Annotated in this window: 11 protein-coding genes and 1 tRNA gene (1 of these 12 only partly in view); 6 read left to right on the forward strand and 6 right to left on the reverse strand. The window is 72.2% G+C overall.

Annotated elements, in window-relative coordinates; genetic code table 11:
* Positions 1–2,119: the 3' portion of a transglycosylase domain-containing protein gene (locus tag WMF27_RS12875; RefSeq protein ID WP_437768579.1), read on the forward strand. 251 nt of this gene lie to the left of the window's left edge; 2,119 of the gene's 2,370 nt are visible here — the last part of the coding sequence; its start codon lies beyond the left edge, outside the window; it ends in the stop codon at positions 2,117–2,119.
* Positions 2,120–2,143: 24 nt separating this feature from the next.
* Here WMF27_RS12875 and WMF27_RS12880 read toward each other — a convergent pair whose 3' ends face one another.
* From WMF27_RS12880 to WMF27_RS12890, 3 genes are all read right to left on the reverse strand, one after another.
* On the reverse strand, positions 2,144–2,677 hold the full coding sequence (locus WMF27_RS12880) for a nucleoside deaminase (protein WP_437944165.1): 534 nt from the start codon (positions 2,675–2,677) through the stop codon (positions 2,144–2,146).
* A gap of 34 nt (positions 2,678–2,711) precedes the next feature.
* A tRNA-Arg gene (locus tag WMF27_RS12885) sits at positions 2,712–2,785 on the reverse strand.
* 846 nt (positions 2,786–3,631) lie between these two features.
* Positions 3,632–4,261 carry a hypothetical protein gene (locus tag WMF27_RS12890; protein WP_437768577.1) on the reverse strand — a complete coding sequence of 210 codons (630 nt, stop codon included), beginning with the start codon at positions 4,259–4,261 and terminating at the stop codon, positions 3,632–3,634.
* Positions 4,262–4,285: 24 nt separating this feature from the next.
* Between WMF27_RS12890 and WMF27_RS12895 the strand changes: the two genes are divergently transcribed.
* From WMF27_RS12895 to WMF27_RS12915, 5 genes are all read left to right on the forward strand, one after another.
* Positions 4,286–5,140, forward strand: a complete 855-nt coding sequence (locus WMF27_RS12895; RefSeq protein WP_437768576.1) for a redoxin domain-containing protein — start codon at positions 4,286–4,288, stop codon at positions 5,138–5,140.
* A 39-nt stretch (positions 5,141–5,179) separates the two neighbouring features.
* Complete coding sequence (locus WMF27_RS12900) at positions 5,180–6,583, forward strand: VWA domain-containing protein (RefSeq protein ID WP_437768575.1); 1,404 nt, start codon at positions 5,180–5,182, stop codon at positions 6,581–6,583.
* 16 nt (positions 6,584–6,599) lie between these two features.
* Positions 6,600–8,132, forward strand: coding sequence for an acyl-CoA carboxylase subunit beta (locus WMF27_RS12905; protein ID WP_437768574.1), 1,533 nt, complete (start codon positions 6,600–6,602; stop codon positions 8,130–8,132).
* 90 nt (positions 8,133–8,222) lie between these two features.
* Positions 8,223–10,658, forward strand: a complete 2,436-nt coding sequence (locus WMF27_RS12910) for a S8 family serine peptidase (RefSeq protein WP_437768573.1) — start codon at positions 8,223–8,225, stop codon at positions 10,656–10,658.
* A gap of 127 nt (positions 10,659–10,785) precedes the next feature.
* Positions 10,786–12,054, forward strand: a complete 1,269-nt coding sequence (locus WMF27_RS12915) for a pyridoxal phosphate-dependent aminotransferase (RefSeq protein WP_437768572.1) — start codon at positions 10,786–10,788, stop codon at positions 12,052–12,054.
* Here WMF27_RS12915 and WMF27_RS12920 read toward each other — a convergent pair.
* From WMF27_RS12920 to WMF27_RS12930, 3 genes are all read right to left on the reverse strand, one after another.
* Positions 12,041–13,720 carry a L,D-transpeptidase gene (locus WMF27_RS12920; protein ID WP_437768571.1) on the reverse strand — a complete coding sequence of 560 codons (1,680 nt, stop codon included), beginning with the start codon at positions 13,718–13,720 and terminating at the stop codon, positions 12,041–12,043. The genes WMF27_RS12915 and WMF27_RS12920 overlap by 14 nt on opposite strands.
* Positions 13,721–13,811: 91 nt before the next feature.
* Positions 13,812–13,970 (reverse strand): hypothetical protein, encoded by a 159-nt coding sequence (locus WMF27_RS12925; RefSeq protein WP_157906653.1) that lies wholly within the window; start codon positions 13,968–13,970, stop codon positions 13,812–13,814.
* A gap of 189 nt (positions 13,971–14,159) precedes the next feature.
* Entirely contained in the window at positions 14,160–14,894 is a 735-nt protein-coding gene (locus WMF27_RS12930; protein ID WP_437768570.1) for an AgmX/PglI C-terminal domain-containing protein, read from the reverse strand.
* Positions 14,895–15,248 lie beyond the last annotated feature (354 nt).

The raw sequence follows: 15,248 nt of genomic DNA on the forward strand, positions 1-15,248 counted from the left end.
GGGACGGCGCGTGACGATGCGCGGGGGGACGGTCTCCGCCGTCGGCCCACGCGAGGCCATCCTCCACGAGCTGGAGACCTGGCGGGGGGGGCAGCCGGCAGGACGTGCCGGCACCGCGGCGAGCGAGGGGGGCGGTAGCACCGAGCTGGAGGGCTTGCGGCTCGTCTGGACCGATCGGGCCGACTCGCCCGCGGAGAGCCTGTCGGCCGACAACGTGCACCTGTCGCGCTCGGGAGGGCGGACAGCCATCGCGGCGCGCGAAGCGATCCTGTCCCTGGGACGGGCGGCCTTCTCGGTCCGGCACGGCCGGCTGGTGCTTGCCCGGGAGCAGGGACGGTACCAGGTGAGCGAGCTCTCGGCCGACTCCATCGACGCGAACGTGGCGCTCCCGGAGGTGACTCCTGAACCTCAGGTCGTACCCGAGCAGAGCGGGCGCACCCATCCGGCACAGCTGACGAGTACGGCCGAGCGCGGCAACGGGGCCGATGCGGGGCGGAATCGAGGGGCTGCAGTTCGAGAAGCCCTCCTGCGGGCGGCGCAGGGCATCGATCTGGCGCTCGGCAAGGACGCCAAGGTCGACGTCGCAGGTGTCACCGCGCGCCTCCGGCGCGACGCCGATCACCTCAACCTGGGACCGGGGCACCTCGCCGTGCGGCGTGAGGCAGGCTCGCTCGTGGTGGAGCTCTCGCCTGGAGAGGCCGCGATCGCGGCCGCCAGCGCCGACGCCCAGCAAGCGCTCACCTTTCGCCTTCGCGTGCCGCTCAGCGACGCGAAGGAGACCCCGCAAGAGATCGTCGCCGACGTGCAGGGCGGACCCATCTGGCTCTCCACCCTCGGCGTCCGTGAAGGGGACATGGGCCTGTTCGATGTGGCGCGGACGTCGATCGTCAGCCGCGCGCGGGTCGTCCTTTCGGCCGACGGCCAGACGCTCGGCGTCGATGGCGAAGGAAGGCTGAAAAACCTCTCCCTGCGGAGCGCGGCCCTGGCAGACGAGCCCATCGCAGGCCTCGACCTGGCGTGGCGAGCGAAGGCGAACGGCAAGCTCGACGGGTCCAAGCTCGTCGCCGAGGACGCCGAGGTCGACCTCGGTGCGCTGAGGCTGATCGCGCGCGGCGAGTACGAGCGCGCCGGGGACTCACACCGGGTCCGTGGCACCTTCGAGGTGCCCCTCACGGCTTGCCAGTCGATGCTGGATTCGGCGCCCAAAGGGATCGTGGCGAAGCTCCACGGAATGAGGCTCGCCGGCTCGTTCGGGATCGAAGGGAAGCTCCGGTTCGATACCGCGAACCTCGACCGAAATTTTTTGCTTGACTGGGACATCTCCAATACATGCCGCGTGACGGAGATGCCGCCGGAGCTCGGCGTCGATCGCTTCAAGCGCGCGTTCCGGCGCCTGGTTTACGGGCCCGGCGGCAAGCGCGTCGACATCGAGTCCGGGCCAGGGACCGCCGATTGGGTCCCCTACGAGGACATCTCCCGGTTCATGGAGGTCGCCGTGCTGACCACGGAGGACGGTGCCTTCCATCGGCACCACGGGTTCGACGGGGAAGCCATCAAGAACTCGATCCGCGAGAACCTCCGGAAGAGGAGGTTCGTGCGGGGGGCGAGCACCGTCAGCATGCAGCTCGCCAAGAACCTCTACCTCGAGCGGACCAAGAGCGTGGCGCGCAAGCTCCAGGAAACCTTGCTCACCATGTACCTCGAGCAGGAGCTCACCAAGGAGCAGATCATGGAGCTCTACCTGAACGCGGTGGAGTTCGGGCCGCTGGTCTACGGCATCGGCGCCGCCGCGCGGCACTACTTCAATGCGTCGGCGGCGCAGCTCTCGCTCGGACAGGCGCTGTACATCGCCTCGATCCTCCCAAACCCGCGCGTGCAGCACTTCGATGCGAACGGCGAGGTCACCGCTGCGTGGAGCGGGTACCTGCGCAAGCTCATGCAGATCGCGCACAGGCGCCACCGGATCTCCGACGAGGAGCTGGAGAAGGGGCTCCAGGAGGTCGTGGTGCGAGGCTCCCCTGCGCCTCATCTGGCGCCCCGTCAGCCGTCCGAGGACGGCGGTGAGGCCGGCGAGGACAGATCGGGAGAGGACGAGGGGGGCGCCTGGGCGGCGCCTTGACGCCCGCCCGCGCGGGCCGGGCCGTCAGCGCTTCGACGCGGCGGTCCGGAGCTTCGCGAAGAACGCGCGGAGCACGCCGGCGCACTCGTCTGCGAGCACGCCCGACGTGACCGCGAAGCGATGGTTGAGCCGGTTGTCGCGCCCGATCGCGAAGAGCGTGTCGACCGCGCCCGCCTTCGGGTCCGGGCAGCCGTAGACGAGCCGCGCGATCCTGGCATTGACGAGCGCGCCGGCGCACATGGGACACGGCTCCAGCGTCGCGTAGACCGTCGCCCCTTCGAGCCGCCAATGACCAAGCCGCCTGGCCGCCGCCCGCAGCGCGTCCACCTCGGCGTGACCGGTCGGATCCTGGTCGATCTCGCGACGGTTTCGACCGCGCGCCAGCTCCGTCCCCGCCGCGTCGACGATGAGCGCCCCCACGGGGACGTCACCGGCACCTGCCGCAGCCTCGGCCTCCGCGAGCGCCTCGCGCATCCACAGCGCGTCGACGCTCGCTGGTTCCTCCGGCTGTGCCACAGGGGAGAGGAGCAAATCCGCTCCGTCATCCATGACATCCATCAGAGGCTCAGGACCTTTTACACGACCGATCAGGCGCGCCCAGGAAGATTCGAACTTCCGACCCCCGGCTTCGTAGGCCGATGCTCTATCCAGCTGAGCTATGGGCGCTCTGGTGAAAACAAGTGCAAGACGTGGCTACGCCACCGCACTCCCGCGTCGCGCTCGGTTGCGCGAAGTGAGTGCCGGCGTTTATACGCCCCTGAGCGAGCTGTCAAAGGAAAAGTGATCGAGGCCTGAGAGCGTCTGCTCGGATGCGCGGCGTTCGCGGCCGAGGTCGTTCCTTCGTCGCCCTCACGTCTCGCGCCGTGGCGAGTTCCCCGAATGGCCGAGCCTTCTCGCCCGCAAAGGCTGATCCCAATCCGCGAAGTTGAGCCGCCGCGGGGCGCAGCAGGCGAGCGGGCGGGCCATGCGCGTGACGCACCCGAAGCCGGCGGCGGGCAACAAGCGCAGGACAAAAACAGGGCGCGCGGCGACTCCGTCACGGAATGGCCGCGCGCTTTCACACGCTCTCGAAGGGCAAGCGAAGCTAGAAGCGCACCACGAGATGAGCAGGCCAAGCTGACGAAACGGGAAAAAGCTGTAAGCCAAGCAGCAGCGGCGCCATGGAGAGGCGGGATGGCGCCCGCTGAACGACCAAGCACAAGCTAGTGAGGCCCGTCACGAGGGGAGGAGGACCGAGACACGCTGCAGCCCACAGCGCAGAACACGGTCAATTCCGCCTGGAGCAGCCTCTGTGCCATCTCGCGGCCTCCTCCTCGGCGCGTCCTCGCGCGCGCGTACGTCCAGCGGAATACTCACGTTTCGCCGCGGTTTCTTCGGCTGTCGTGGATCCGTGTCCGACGAGCGCTCGGGCAGCGGTGTCGCGTGCCATGCCAGGTTTCGCAATCTTTGCGGACCAAGAGCCCGGCCAACGGACGCTGTGACGCGTCGCGCTGTCGCGGGCCACGCGAGCGCCTACCGGGGGCCGCCGAAGAGGTGGTCGTGCGGGGCGTCGGCATGACAGCGTTTGCAGAGGGGCAGAGCGCCGCGGTGGGTGGAGGTGCCCTGGGGCGTGAGGACGAGGTACTCCCAGTTGCCGCCGTCGGGGTCATAGCCAGCCGGTCGCTTCACCATGGCCAGGAGCGTGTCCGGCTCCGATGCGCCCGCCCGGTAGTGGAACTCGACGACGGCCGCGCCGGAGGGGAGAACGCGATCCGGCCCGAGCTGCGGGTAGGGCGCAGCCGCCGCGTTGACCCTCACCTGCGCCTCCATCTCGCCGGTGAAGTGCTGGGAGCGAGCTCGACCCGTGACGGGCTGGAAGCTCGCGAGCTGCCCGGCGAGCTCCCACGCCGAGGGCGCCGCGGCCGGCGGTGCAGCGGGGGCCGGGGCCGGCGCGCGCGCCTCGGGGATGGAGCTGGAGCCGCGTCCGATCCACTCCGTGGTCCCCGCGACGTGAGCGGGGGACGGGGACGGCGGGGGCGGCGCACAGCCCAGCGGCAGGGGGGGCCACCCGGAGCGGACCCGCGCCTCCGTCGAGAGCGTCATCGAGGCGAGCGACGCTGCAGCGAGCGCGCACCACGCAGAGAGGTGGGTTCGGGACCGCACCGGTCGAGATGCTACACTGCCCGGATGTACCTGGCCTCTTCCAGGCGAGGCCGCGCATGGCGCGCCCTCTCGGCCGCCACGCTGGTGTCGCTGTCGGGCGCTGCGCTGCTGGGAGGCGCCCCGCACGCAGCCGCCGAGGGGGCGTCCCGCCGCGCCTGGCTGGGCGTGGAGCTGGAGCCAGGGGCGGCCGGGGGGGTGGTCGCGAAGCACGTCGTCACCAGCTCGCCGGCGGCCAAGGCGGGCATCGTGGACGGAGATCAGGTCATCGCGGCGGACGGCGTCCAGCTCGACGAGCCAAAGCAGCTCGTCGCGCGTGTCGCGCTCGCGGGGCCTGGGAACGTGGTGAACCTCCGGATCCGGCGCGGCGGACGAGAGCGAGACGTCGCGCCGACGCTGGTGCCGTTCCCCGGGCACGATCAGATCCTTCGCCTCGACAAGATCGGCACGTTCGCGCCAGCCTGGAGGTCGCTCACCACCGTCGGAGGGACCGTCCCGGCGAACATCGGGACCTTGCGCGGAAACGTGGTGCTGCTCGATTTCTGGGCGACCTGGTGCGCGCCGTGCCGCTTGATGGCCCCGCAGCTCTCGGCGTGGCACGCGGCGTACGCCGCGCAGGGGCTGCGGGTCGTGGGCGTGACGACCGACGACGTGAGCGTCGCGACGAAGACAGCGCAGGCCCTCTCGATGCGCTACGCGGTCGCGGCGGACGCGTCGGAGTCGACCTCCGCGGCCTACGGCGTCAAGGCGCTCCCCACGATGTTCGTGATCGACAAGAAGGGCGTCATCCGGGACGTGGTGGTCGGGTACGACCCGACCCGGCACGCCGAGGTCGAGAAGCTCCTCAAGGCGCTGCTCGCGGAGCCCGCGCCGGCGCCGTAGCCGCCGCGGGGCCGCGCCGGCTGGACCGGTACGCTCTCCATGCTCCTCTCCATCGACGAGTTCCTCTGGGCGCTGCGCCGCGACGGCTTCGCCGTCTCGACGGCGCAGGCCATCGATGTCGCGCGCGCGTGCGCCCTCGTCGGGTTCGGCGACCGAGGGACGCTGCGCGACGCCATCGGCGCGGTGATCGTCGAGCGCGCCGCCGATCTCGGCCGGTACCGCGCCTGCTTCGATCGCTTCTTCTCCCCCGCGGGCGCGCACGTCGGCGATCTGTGGGGGCGCCTGCGGGAGCGAGGGTTCTCGGATGGAGAGCTCTCCGCCCTGCGCGATCTGCTGAGCGCGGCGGCGGAGCGGAGCGGCGCCTCGGGCGACGCGATCGCATTCCAGGCGCTCGCGGGGACCGCAGGGGAGCTCGACCGAGCGCTCCAGGCGGCCGGGATCGCGCGCGTGCTCGCGCCGATGACGAGCTCGCTCCAGGTCGGGTTCTTCGCGCAGCGGGTGATGGATCAGCTCGGGGTGCCGGCCGCCGCCAGCGCGCTGCGGCGGATCCGGAGCGCGCTCGAGGAGGCCCTCGGCGAGGAGCGGGGGAGGGCCCTGGCGGAGGCGCTCGCCGCCGAGCTGGAGCGGATGCGGCGCCGCGTGCGCGAGCACGTGACGCTGTCGCTCCGGCGCTTCGAGGGCGAAGAGCCAGCTGCCCAGGGCCGCATGGATGTGCCGTTCGCCTCGCTCGGCGAGGGCGAGATGGAGGAGGTGCGCCGCGCCGTGAAGGAGCTGTCCGTGCGGCTCCGGGGCGCGGAGCGGCTCCGGAGGCGCCGCGCGCGGCGCGGGAGGATCGATCCCCACCGGACGCTGAGGCGCAGCCTCCAGACCGGCGGCGTGCCGTTCCAGCCGGCGCGTCGAGCGCGGCGGCGCGACAAGCCGCGCCTGATGATCCTGTGCGACGTGTCGGACTCGGTCCGCGTCGCCGCGCGGTTCATGCTCGAGTTCGTCTGCGCGGCGCAGGAGCTCTTCGACCGGACGCGATCGTTCGTCTTCGTGAGCGAGCTCGCCGAGACGACCGAGCTCTTCGAGGCGCTGCCGGCGAGCTCGGCGCTCGATCGGATCCAGCGCGGCGCGGTGGTGAGCAGGGCGCACAACTCGAATTACGGGCGCGCCCTGCTGGCCTTCGAGGAGCGACACGGGCGTGACGTGGACCGGCGGGTGACCCTCGTGATCCTGGGCGACGGGCGCACGAACTACTTCGCGGACGAGGCGGAGGTCGTGAGGAGGCTCCGTGACCGGGCGCGGGCGCTCCTGTGGCTGTGTCCCGAGGGGCCGGGCGCCTGGGGGACGGGAGACAGCGCGATGCCGCGCTACGCCGCCGCGTCGACGAAGGTGCTGGTCGCCCGGACGGCGCGGGAGCTCGAATCGGCGGCGCGGGAGGTGGTCGCCCGGCGCGCTTAGGGCTATGGGTCGCGCCATGTCGCTCGATCAGAAGCTGCGGGATCTCACGGCGCGCATCGAGAAGGGAGGCGCGCAGAAGTACCACGACAAGAACGCGGAACAGGGCAAGCTGTTCGCGCGGCAACGCGTCGCGCTGCTCGTCGACGAAGGCAGCTTCATCGAGGACGCGGCGCTCGCCAACGCGCTGGATCCCGAGCTGCCGGCCGACGGCGTCATCACGGGCACCGGGACGGTGGGCGGGCGCCCCGTGTGCGTGATGGCGAACGACTCGACGGTGAAGGCCGGCTCGTGGGGGCGCCGCACCGTCGAGAAGATCCTGCGCGTGCAGGAGACCGCGCGGCGCCTCCGGTGCCCGCTGCTCTACCTCGTCGACTCCGCGGGGGCGCGCATCACCGACCAGATCGAGATGTTCCCCGGGCGGCGCGGCGCGGGCCGGATCTTCTACAACCAGGTCGAGCTGAGCGGCCTCGTGCCGCAGATCTGCCTGCTGTTCGGCCCGTCGGCGGCGGGGGGCGCCTACATCCCGGCGTTCTGCGACGTCGTGTGCATGGTCGAGAGCAACGCGAGCATGTACCTGGGCTCTCCGCGCATGGCGGAGATGGTGATCGGCGAGAAGGTCACGCTCGAAGAGCTCGGCGGAGCGCGCATGCACTGCTCGGTCTCCGGGTGCGGCGACGTCCTGGTGAAGACCGAGGAGGAGGCGATCGCCTTCGCGAAGCGCTACCTCGCGCTGATGCCGCAGAGCTCCGCCGAGACCGCGCCCCGCGTCGCGCCGAGGCCGGAGAAGCCAGGGCAGCGGCCGCTCGAGGACGTGATCCCCGCCGACGAGAACAAGCCGTTCGACATCATGGCCGTGATCGACGCGATCATCGACGAGGGCAGCTTCGTCGAGATCAAGAAGCTCTACGCCCGGGAGATCGTCACGGGGCTCGCGCGCGTGGAGGGACGCGCGGTCGGCATCGTCGCGAACCAGCCGAAATACAAGGGCGGCGTGCTGTTCGTCGACTCGGCCGACAAGGCGGCGCGGTTCATCTGGCTGTGCGACGCCTTCAACATCCCGCTCCTCTACCTCGCCGACGTGCCCGGCTTCATGATCGGGACCGTCGTCGAGAGGCAGGGGATCATCCGGGCCGGGGCGAAGATGATCGCCGCGGTGAGCGAGGCGAGCGTGCCGAAGCTGTCCGTCGTCGTGCGCAAGGCGTACGGCGCCGGCCTCTACGCGATGTGCGGGCCGGCGTTCGCGCCCGACGAGTGCATCGCCTTGCCCTCGGCCTCGATCGCGGTGATGGGGCCGAGCGCCGCGGTGAACGCCGTCTACTTCAACAAGATCCAGGCGATCCCGGCGGGGCCCGAGCGCGAGGCGCTCGTCCAGAAGCTGCGCGAGGAGTACAGGGCCGACGTCGATCTGGAGAAGCTCGCGAGCGAGCTCGTGATCGACGCGATCATCCCGACGGCGAACCTCCGCCGCGAGGTGGCGCGCCGCTTCGAGCGGTACGCCGGCAAGATCGAGGAGAGGCCGCGAAAGAAGCACCTCGTGCCGCCGGTGTGAAGCGGCCCGCGGCGCGCTCCGGAGAGCGCGCGGCGAGGGCGGCGCCCTTCGTGACCTCGGCCGCGCGAGGACGTGGTGTAGACTCGCGGCGTGCTCGCCCGCAGGTTTCCGCTCTCCATCGCGCTGCTCGGCCTCGCTCTCGCGGCGGGTGAGGCGCGCGCCGACGTCCCGGCCCCGGCGGTGGCGCGCCTGCTCGGCTCGCGCCTGGGTCGGCACCCGCTCGCCGATCCGCGCGGGCGCATCCCCATGATGGTGCCGCTGCCCGCCGGCGCCGACGCGCGAGCGCTCGGGCTGCTCCAGGTCGCGCCGGGCTTCGGGACCATCCGGCTCGCGCCCGGCGACGTCGGCGCCTTCTCCGCCGCGCACCCGGAGCTCAGGCTGCTCACAGGACCACCGCGGCGGCCCCTGCTGGATCGGTCCAAGGGGTGGATCCGCGTCGAGCCTTACAGGAAGGCCACCGGCGCGGACGGCAAGGGGGTCGTCGTCGGCGTCGTCGATACCGGCCTCGACGTGACCCACCCGGATTTTCGAGACAAGGACGGCAAGACACGGATCCGATGGATGCTGCAGGCCGGAAGGCCGAAGGGGCTGCACGCGGCGCTCGAGCACACGTACGGGTGCGACGATCCGGATCAGTCGGCGTGCGCGATCTTCTCCGACGCCGACATCGACGCCATGCTTGCGCAGAGCAAGCCCGGCATCCTCCGCGATATCGCGGGGCACGGCACGCACGTGGCATCCATCGCGGCAGGCAACGGCGGGCCGATGGTCTCGGAGCGGCCGCGGTACGTCGGGGTGGCGCCCGCCGCGACGCTGATCATCGCCGCGCCCGCGCGGCCCGGCGAGGGCTTCGACGATCCGGACATCCTCAAGGCGGTGCAGTTCATCTTCGACCGCGCCGACGAGCTGAACATGCCGGCGGTCGTCAACCTGAGCGTCGGGAGCGATTTCGGGCCCCACGACGGGACGAGCCCGCTCGAGGCGGGGCTCGCCGCGATGGTCGGCAGCGCTCATCCGGGGCGGGCGATCGTCGTCGCCGCCGGCAACAGCGGCGCGACGTACGAGATCGACGGCGAAGGGCCGCTCGGGATCCACACCGAGGCCCACGTGTCGGCGTACGCCGAGACGCGCGTGCCCATCCGCACGCCGAGCGCCGAGCGCGGCGAAGGATACGTCTGGATCACCTTCCGGCCCGGGGACGATGTGTCGGTCGGCCTCGACGGGCCAGGCGGCGAGGCGTGGATCGGCCTGATCGAGCCCGGAGATGACGCCGGCTACACCGGCGACGACGGCGAGACGACCGGCGCGGTCATCAACCGGCTCGCGAACGGGAAGTCGCCCATCACCGCGGCGACGAACAGCGCCGTCGTGGCCTTCAGCGGGGCGTGGAAGGCGGGCGAGTTCGCGATCCGCCTGCGAGGCCAAGGGGACGCGCAGCTCTGGGTGACGGGGCTCGGCGACGTCTCGCCGTCGCACGATCTCGGGCTCCTGTTCCCGCGCGCCATCAAGCAAGGGACGATCAACGTGCCCGCGAGCCACCCTGGGCTGCTCGCCGTGGGGTGCACCATCAACCGCGTCCGCTGGCAGCCGCAGGGGAGCTCCACGAGCGTGCGCCTCACGAGCCTCGACGGCGTGGACATCGAAGAGGACAGCGCCTGCTACTTCAGCGCGGCTGGCCCCACGCCGTTCGGCGTGGCCAAGCCGGAGATCAGCGCGCCCGGCGGCCTGGTCGCGGCCGCCATGGCCAGCGGCGTCGACCCGCGCGACGATCCCGGAGGGCTGTTCGATACGCCCGGGTGCCCCGGCGACGAGCCGTGCTTCGTCGTCGACGACTACCACGCGATCGCGTCTGGGTCGTCCATGGCGGCGCCGCAGGTCGCAGGGGCGATCGCGCTCCTCTTCCAGGTCAACCCGAACCTGAGCCAGGCGGAGGTCACGGAGGCGCTCCAGGCAGGCGCGCGGTATCCGAGGGGCGCCGTGCCGCTCGACGCGCAGCTCGGTCCCGGCGTGCTCGATCTCGAAGGCGCGCGCCTCGCGCTCGAGGCCGCCGAGACCGGCGGGAACGAGCCGGCGCTCGACAAGAGCTGGTACGTGCTGTCGAGCACCTACGCGAGGCCCGACCCGTCGTGGCCGGTCTGGGGGACGATCGAGCTGCGACGCCCTGACGGCGCCCCGGTGAGGGGCGTCGATGGGAAGCTCACGGTCGCCGCCCGCGGCGGGGTGATGCACACGCCGCTCCGGGAGGTGCGCCGCGGGCTATGGCAGTTCGCGGTCGCCGCGCCGCGCGGCTCCGGAGGGGCGACGCTGGCCGTCGACGTGCTCTACGACGGCGCCTCGCTCGGCGCGCGCGAGCTCCCGGTCGGGAGCGACGTCTGGATGGCGAACGGAGAGCTCGAGGCGACCAGCGGCGCGTGCACCTGGGCCGCGGCTGGTCCGGACCGCGCGCCGCCGTCGAGCCGCGCCGCCTGGGGCCTCGCGAGCGTCCTCGTGGCGGCGTCCGCGGCGCGCCGGCGGCGCCGCGGCTGAGCACCCCCGCTGCCCGCGCGCCCTTGCGTCGCCCGGGTGCGCGCGCGGCTGCCGTCCGGCGCCGTCCGTGTCACGGTGGCCGACCGGCGGGGCGGGGTAGAGCACGGCGGCGATGGAGCATGGACGCATGGAGAGACGGGTGATCCTGGATCGACCTCCCGCGGCAGACGCGGACGCGGGACACGCGCGCGCGCCCCGGCCGCCGCGGTTCGCGGCGCGCACAGGCTGGGATCTCTCGGGCAACAGCCTCGCGTCCGTGCTCGCCGAGGCGCGCGGGGCGGGGCGCGCGCTCGTCGATTTCACCGAGTCGAACCCGACGCGCTGCGGGATCGTCGAGACGGCTCACCTCATCGCGCCGCTCGGCGAGCCGCGCGGCGAGCGGTACGCGCCGCTGCCGCTCGGCGATCCGGCGGCGCGCGCCGCGGTGTCGCGCTACTACCAGGAGCGCGGGCTCGACGTGGATCCGTCGAGCGTCGTGCTGACGGCCAGCACCAGCGAAGCGTACGGCTGGCTGCTCAAGCTGCTCGCCGAGCGCGGCGACGACGTGCTCGTCCCCGTGCCGTCGTACCCGCTCCTCGAGTACCTTGCCTGCCTCGAGGACGTCGCGCTCACGCCCTACCCGCTCCTCAGGGAGGAAGGATGGCGCATCGACCTCGGCGCGCTCGAGCGCGCGGCCGGCGAGCGGACGCGCGCGGTGGTGCTCGTCCATCCGAACAACCCGACCGGCTCGTTCGTGCGCCGCGACGACGCGGCCGCGCTCGAGGCGTGCGCCAGGGAGCGCGGGCTGGCGCTGATCGTCGACGAGGTCTTCGGGGATTACGCCCACGGAGACCTCCCCCCGGACCGCTTGCCGAGCTTCGCCGGCGCGCGGCAGGCGCTGACCTTCGTGCTGAGCGGGCTCTCCAAGGTGATGGCGCTGCCGCAGCTCAAGCTCGGCTGGATCGCGGTCTCGGGGCCGCCGGAGCTCGCCGCGGCGGCGCTGGAGCGGCTCGAGGTCATCGCGGACACCTACCTCTCGGTCGGCACCCCGGTGCAGCTCGCGCTGCCGGAGATCCTCGCCTCGCGGGCGCCCGTCCAGCGCGCGATCCTGTCGCGCGTGCAGGCCAACCTGGCCGCGCTCGACGCGGCGATCGCCGCGCGCGCCGGGGGCGCGATCCGGCGGCTCCCGATCGACGGCGGCTGGTACGCGACGCTGGAGGTCCCGCGCGTGCACGACGAGGACGGCTGGGTCGAGCTCCTCGTGCGCGACGAGGGGATCATCGTCCACCCCGGTTACTTCTTCGATATGCCGCGCGACGGCTTCCTCGTGGTCGGCCTGCTGCTCGATCCGGACGTGTTCGCGGAAGCCGCGCTGCGGCTCGTGGGCCGGATCGCGCGCGTGATCAGCGGTGAATGAGGACCACCGTGGAGCGGCCGGCGTCGCGGGAGGCCCGCAGGCCGTGCCATCCCTCCGGCACCGGCGGGTCGGTCCAGGCGAACATCTGCTTCGCGTCGATGGGGGAGAGGTTGACGCAGCCGCCGCTCTTCGGCTCGCCCCAGGCGTCGTGCCAGTACGCGCCGTGCAGCGCGTGAGGCCCGCTGAAGTTCTGCACGAACTGCACCTCGGAGTGGACGATCCTGTCGTTCGTGCTCGAGACCATCGTCGCCGTCACGAACTTCCCGTCGATGCGGAAGCGCCCGGTCGGCGTCGCCGCGGTCTCGATGGCGGGGATGCCCTGCCTCGGGACGCCGCCGCGCCCCGGTGAGATGAGCGTCGCGAAGACCGGGGTGAGCTCTTCGTAGGCGACGAACCAGCCGCCGAGCACGCTCACCTCGATCCACTTGCGCGGCGACGACGGATCGCCGTCGCCCTCGAGCGGCGACCTCTTCGCCGCCTCGATCACGACGGCGTCGTCCGCGCGCACGTAGACCCCCGGCTCCTGCGTCTCGAGGAGCCGCTCGCCGTCCTCGACCTCGGCGCGACCGGTGAGCCCGACCGAGGCGAGCCGCGCGAACGACGCGCCGGTCGGCTCGAAGCGGCCGCCGGCGCCCCGCTGGTACTTCGGCCGATCGGTCTTGCGGAAGAACGCGAGCGGGAGCGAACGCCCGTCCTTCAGCCAGACGCCCTGGAAGCTCGAGCGCGGGTAGGGCTTCAGGCGATCCTTCGGCATGTACGCCTGGTCCGAGGTCACCACCCAGGTCCGATCCTGCGCGTCGAACGCGCGGGTGAACGCCACCGTCGAGCCGTTCACGATCCGGTCGCGCCCCTCGCGCACGAGGCCGCCGAAAGGAAACAGCGCCGGAGCGGCGACCCCCGCGGGCTTCAGGTCGACGCCCACGAGGGCCTCGTCGATCTCGCGGATGGCTTCGTCGCCGGCGCCCTCGGCGGCGCGCGCCTTCGCGATGTTCGCGAGGTGCTCCTCGAGGTCCCACTCGGAGCGCCGCTGCTCCTTCGCGCTCGGGACCTGCGGGTAGCGAGGCGCGCCGGTCGACTCCGCGTAGTCATAGGGCCACGGCGAGTCGACCCTGGGCGCGTGCGGCCGCAGCGCGGCCACGACCGGGTCGTTCGGGTCGACCGCGGCGCTGGCGCCGGCGCAGACGTAGCCCCGCGGCTCGATGGCGTACCACGCGTTGCACCCTTCGCCCGGCGTCCGCGCGGCCTCGACGCTGCCGCCGCGCAGCGCGACGGAGCCGCCGAGCCCCAGGTAGCCGCTCCAGCCCCGCGTCGGGTAAGGGCCAGGGTTGATCCACGCAAACCGCGCCTTGGAGTAGATGCGCGCGCCTTCCGCCGCCGCGCTGGCGGGCGGCGTCGTTGCCGCCGCGCTCGCCGCAGGCGGCGCGTCGGCCTCCGCCTGGGCCGGGGCCTTCGTGACGTGCGCCGCCTCGACGACCGCGGCGCGCGGCGCGATCGCTCCCGAGGACACGCGCGGCGCGTCCGCTTCGGCGGGCGTCCGCAGGTCGTCCGCCTCGAGCGAGGCAGGCGCCGGCTCGGCGGGGCTCTCTTCGGAGCAAGCCGCGGCGCCCCCCGACGCGATCGCGCACGTCAGGGCCGCGAGGAGGAAGGAAGGCGGTGAGCTAGCCATGCAAGCAGGAGAGACTAGTTGCCGGATGCGGCCGCGGACAAGCGAACGACAGCCGCGCCGCCGGCTGCCAGCCGGGGAGCCGCGCTCGCCGCTAGAGCCTGCCGAGCACGGCCACCACGAGCAGGATGACCCCGACGAGCGCCGCCGTGATCATCGCGAACCTCATGAGGCGCGGCTTCAGCCACTTCCACAGGACGAGGCGAGCCACCTTCCACAAGAGCACCAGGATCTGCCGGAGGACCTTGCCCACGACGTGAGCGTAGCGCAGTCCCGCGGCGCGCGCTGCCAGCAAGGGCGGTAGATTTCGCGGCCAATGGACGAGCCCTGCGACCCTCGCCGCGCCGGACAGGGCGGGGCGCAGCGGCACGCCTGTCGGACACCTCCGCCAGCGGCCAGCCCGGCGTGCGGGCGATCGCTGCGGGCGGTGCGCGGCGTCACGTCACTCGATGTCGACGCTCACCTTCGATGCATAGCTGCCAGGAGAGGGGAAGGTGATCTCGCGCAGCGCGCCGGCGACACACTCGGCCGCCTCCTCGCCCCGTTCGTCGTTGCTGGACACGCCCACGCTGAGCGGCTTGCCGTTGGTGTCGATGTAGAGCGTGGCCTTGATCTGGCTGGCGCCCGCCTGGCTCCGGCACGACGCGAGCGCCGGCCTCGCCTTCTTGTACGGCGTCCCGAGCTGGTCGGGCGTCCAGGGCACGGGCAGGCGCTCGTCGCTGCTCGGCTCGAAGGTGAAGCTGTTCTCCGCCAGGCCCTCTCCGCCGACCGGCTTCGGCCACCTCGTCGCCTTCAGGACGCTCAGCATGCACGCCTCGGTCTCGCGATCGCCCAGGTTGGAGTCCTTCACGAACGCCCAGCGCGCCGTGCCCTCCTCGGTCACCCGGACCTTGAAGCGGATCTCGCCCCCGAGATAGGGGATCCGCTGGACGCCTTTCTGGTAGCAGCGCGAGAGCCGAGACGACGCGCGCTCGAACGCCGCTTGCACCTTCTCCTCGTTCATGCCGCCGATCTCGGAACCCGAGCTCATCTTCGGGCCCGACGTCTCGACAGGCTCGGCGTCGACCATCACCGGCGCCACGGACGTGGGCGCGGCGCCGCCGCAGCCCAGCTGGGCCGCGAACGTCGAGAGAGCAACGACGGTGATCGTACCCCTGAGTAAGTGCGTGAATTTCATGATCGAACGAGGACTCTATACGAGCCACGTCTTGGGCGAAAAGAGCGCGATGAGGGGAACGCGCGCTGCAGTGCGTGTGAGAGATTCTACGCCAGCGCGAACGCCGACGCGCCGCTCCGAACGCGCGCTCGCTCGGACAGGAGGCGCCCGCAACGCACACGGTAGAGGCGTAGCGGTGAAGGTCCGTCCACGAGCGCCTGAGCGCAGAAGATGCGAGGCGGCGCGCCTGAGCGCACCGGCGCGTCGTGCGCTCGGTGCGTATGGCCGTGGATCACGTGAAGGTGATCGTGCTCGTGGAGCAATGCCATGAGCTCAGCGCTGTTTCCGGGCCGGGCGGGGCCGCGCCGTTCGGCG

It is taken from the genome of Sorangium sp. So ce281, from assembly GCF_051527395.1.
GTDB lineage: Bacteria > Myxococcota_A > Polyangia > Polyangiales > Polyangiaceae > Sorangium > Sorangium cellulosum_B.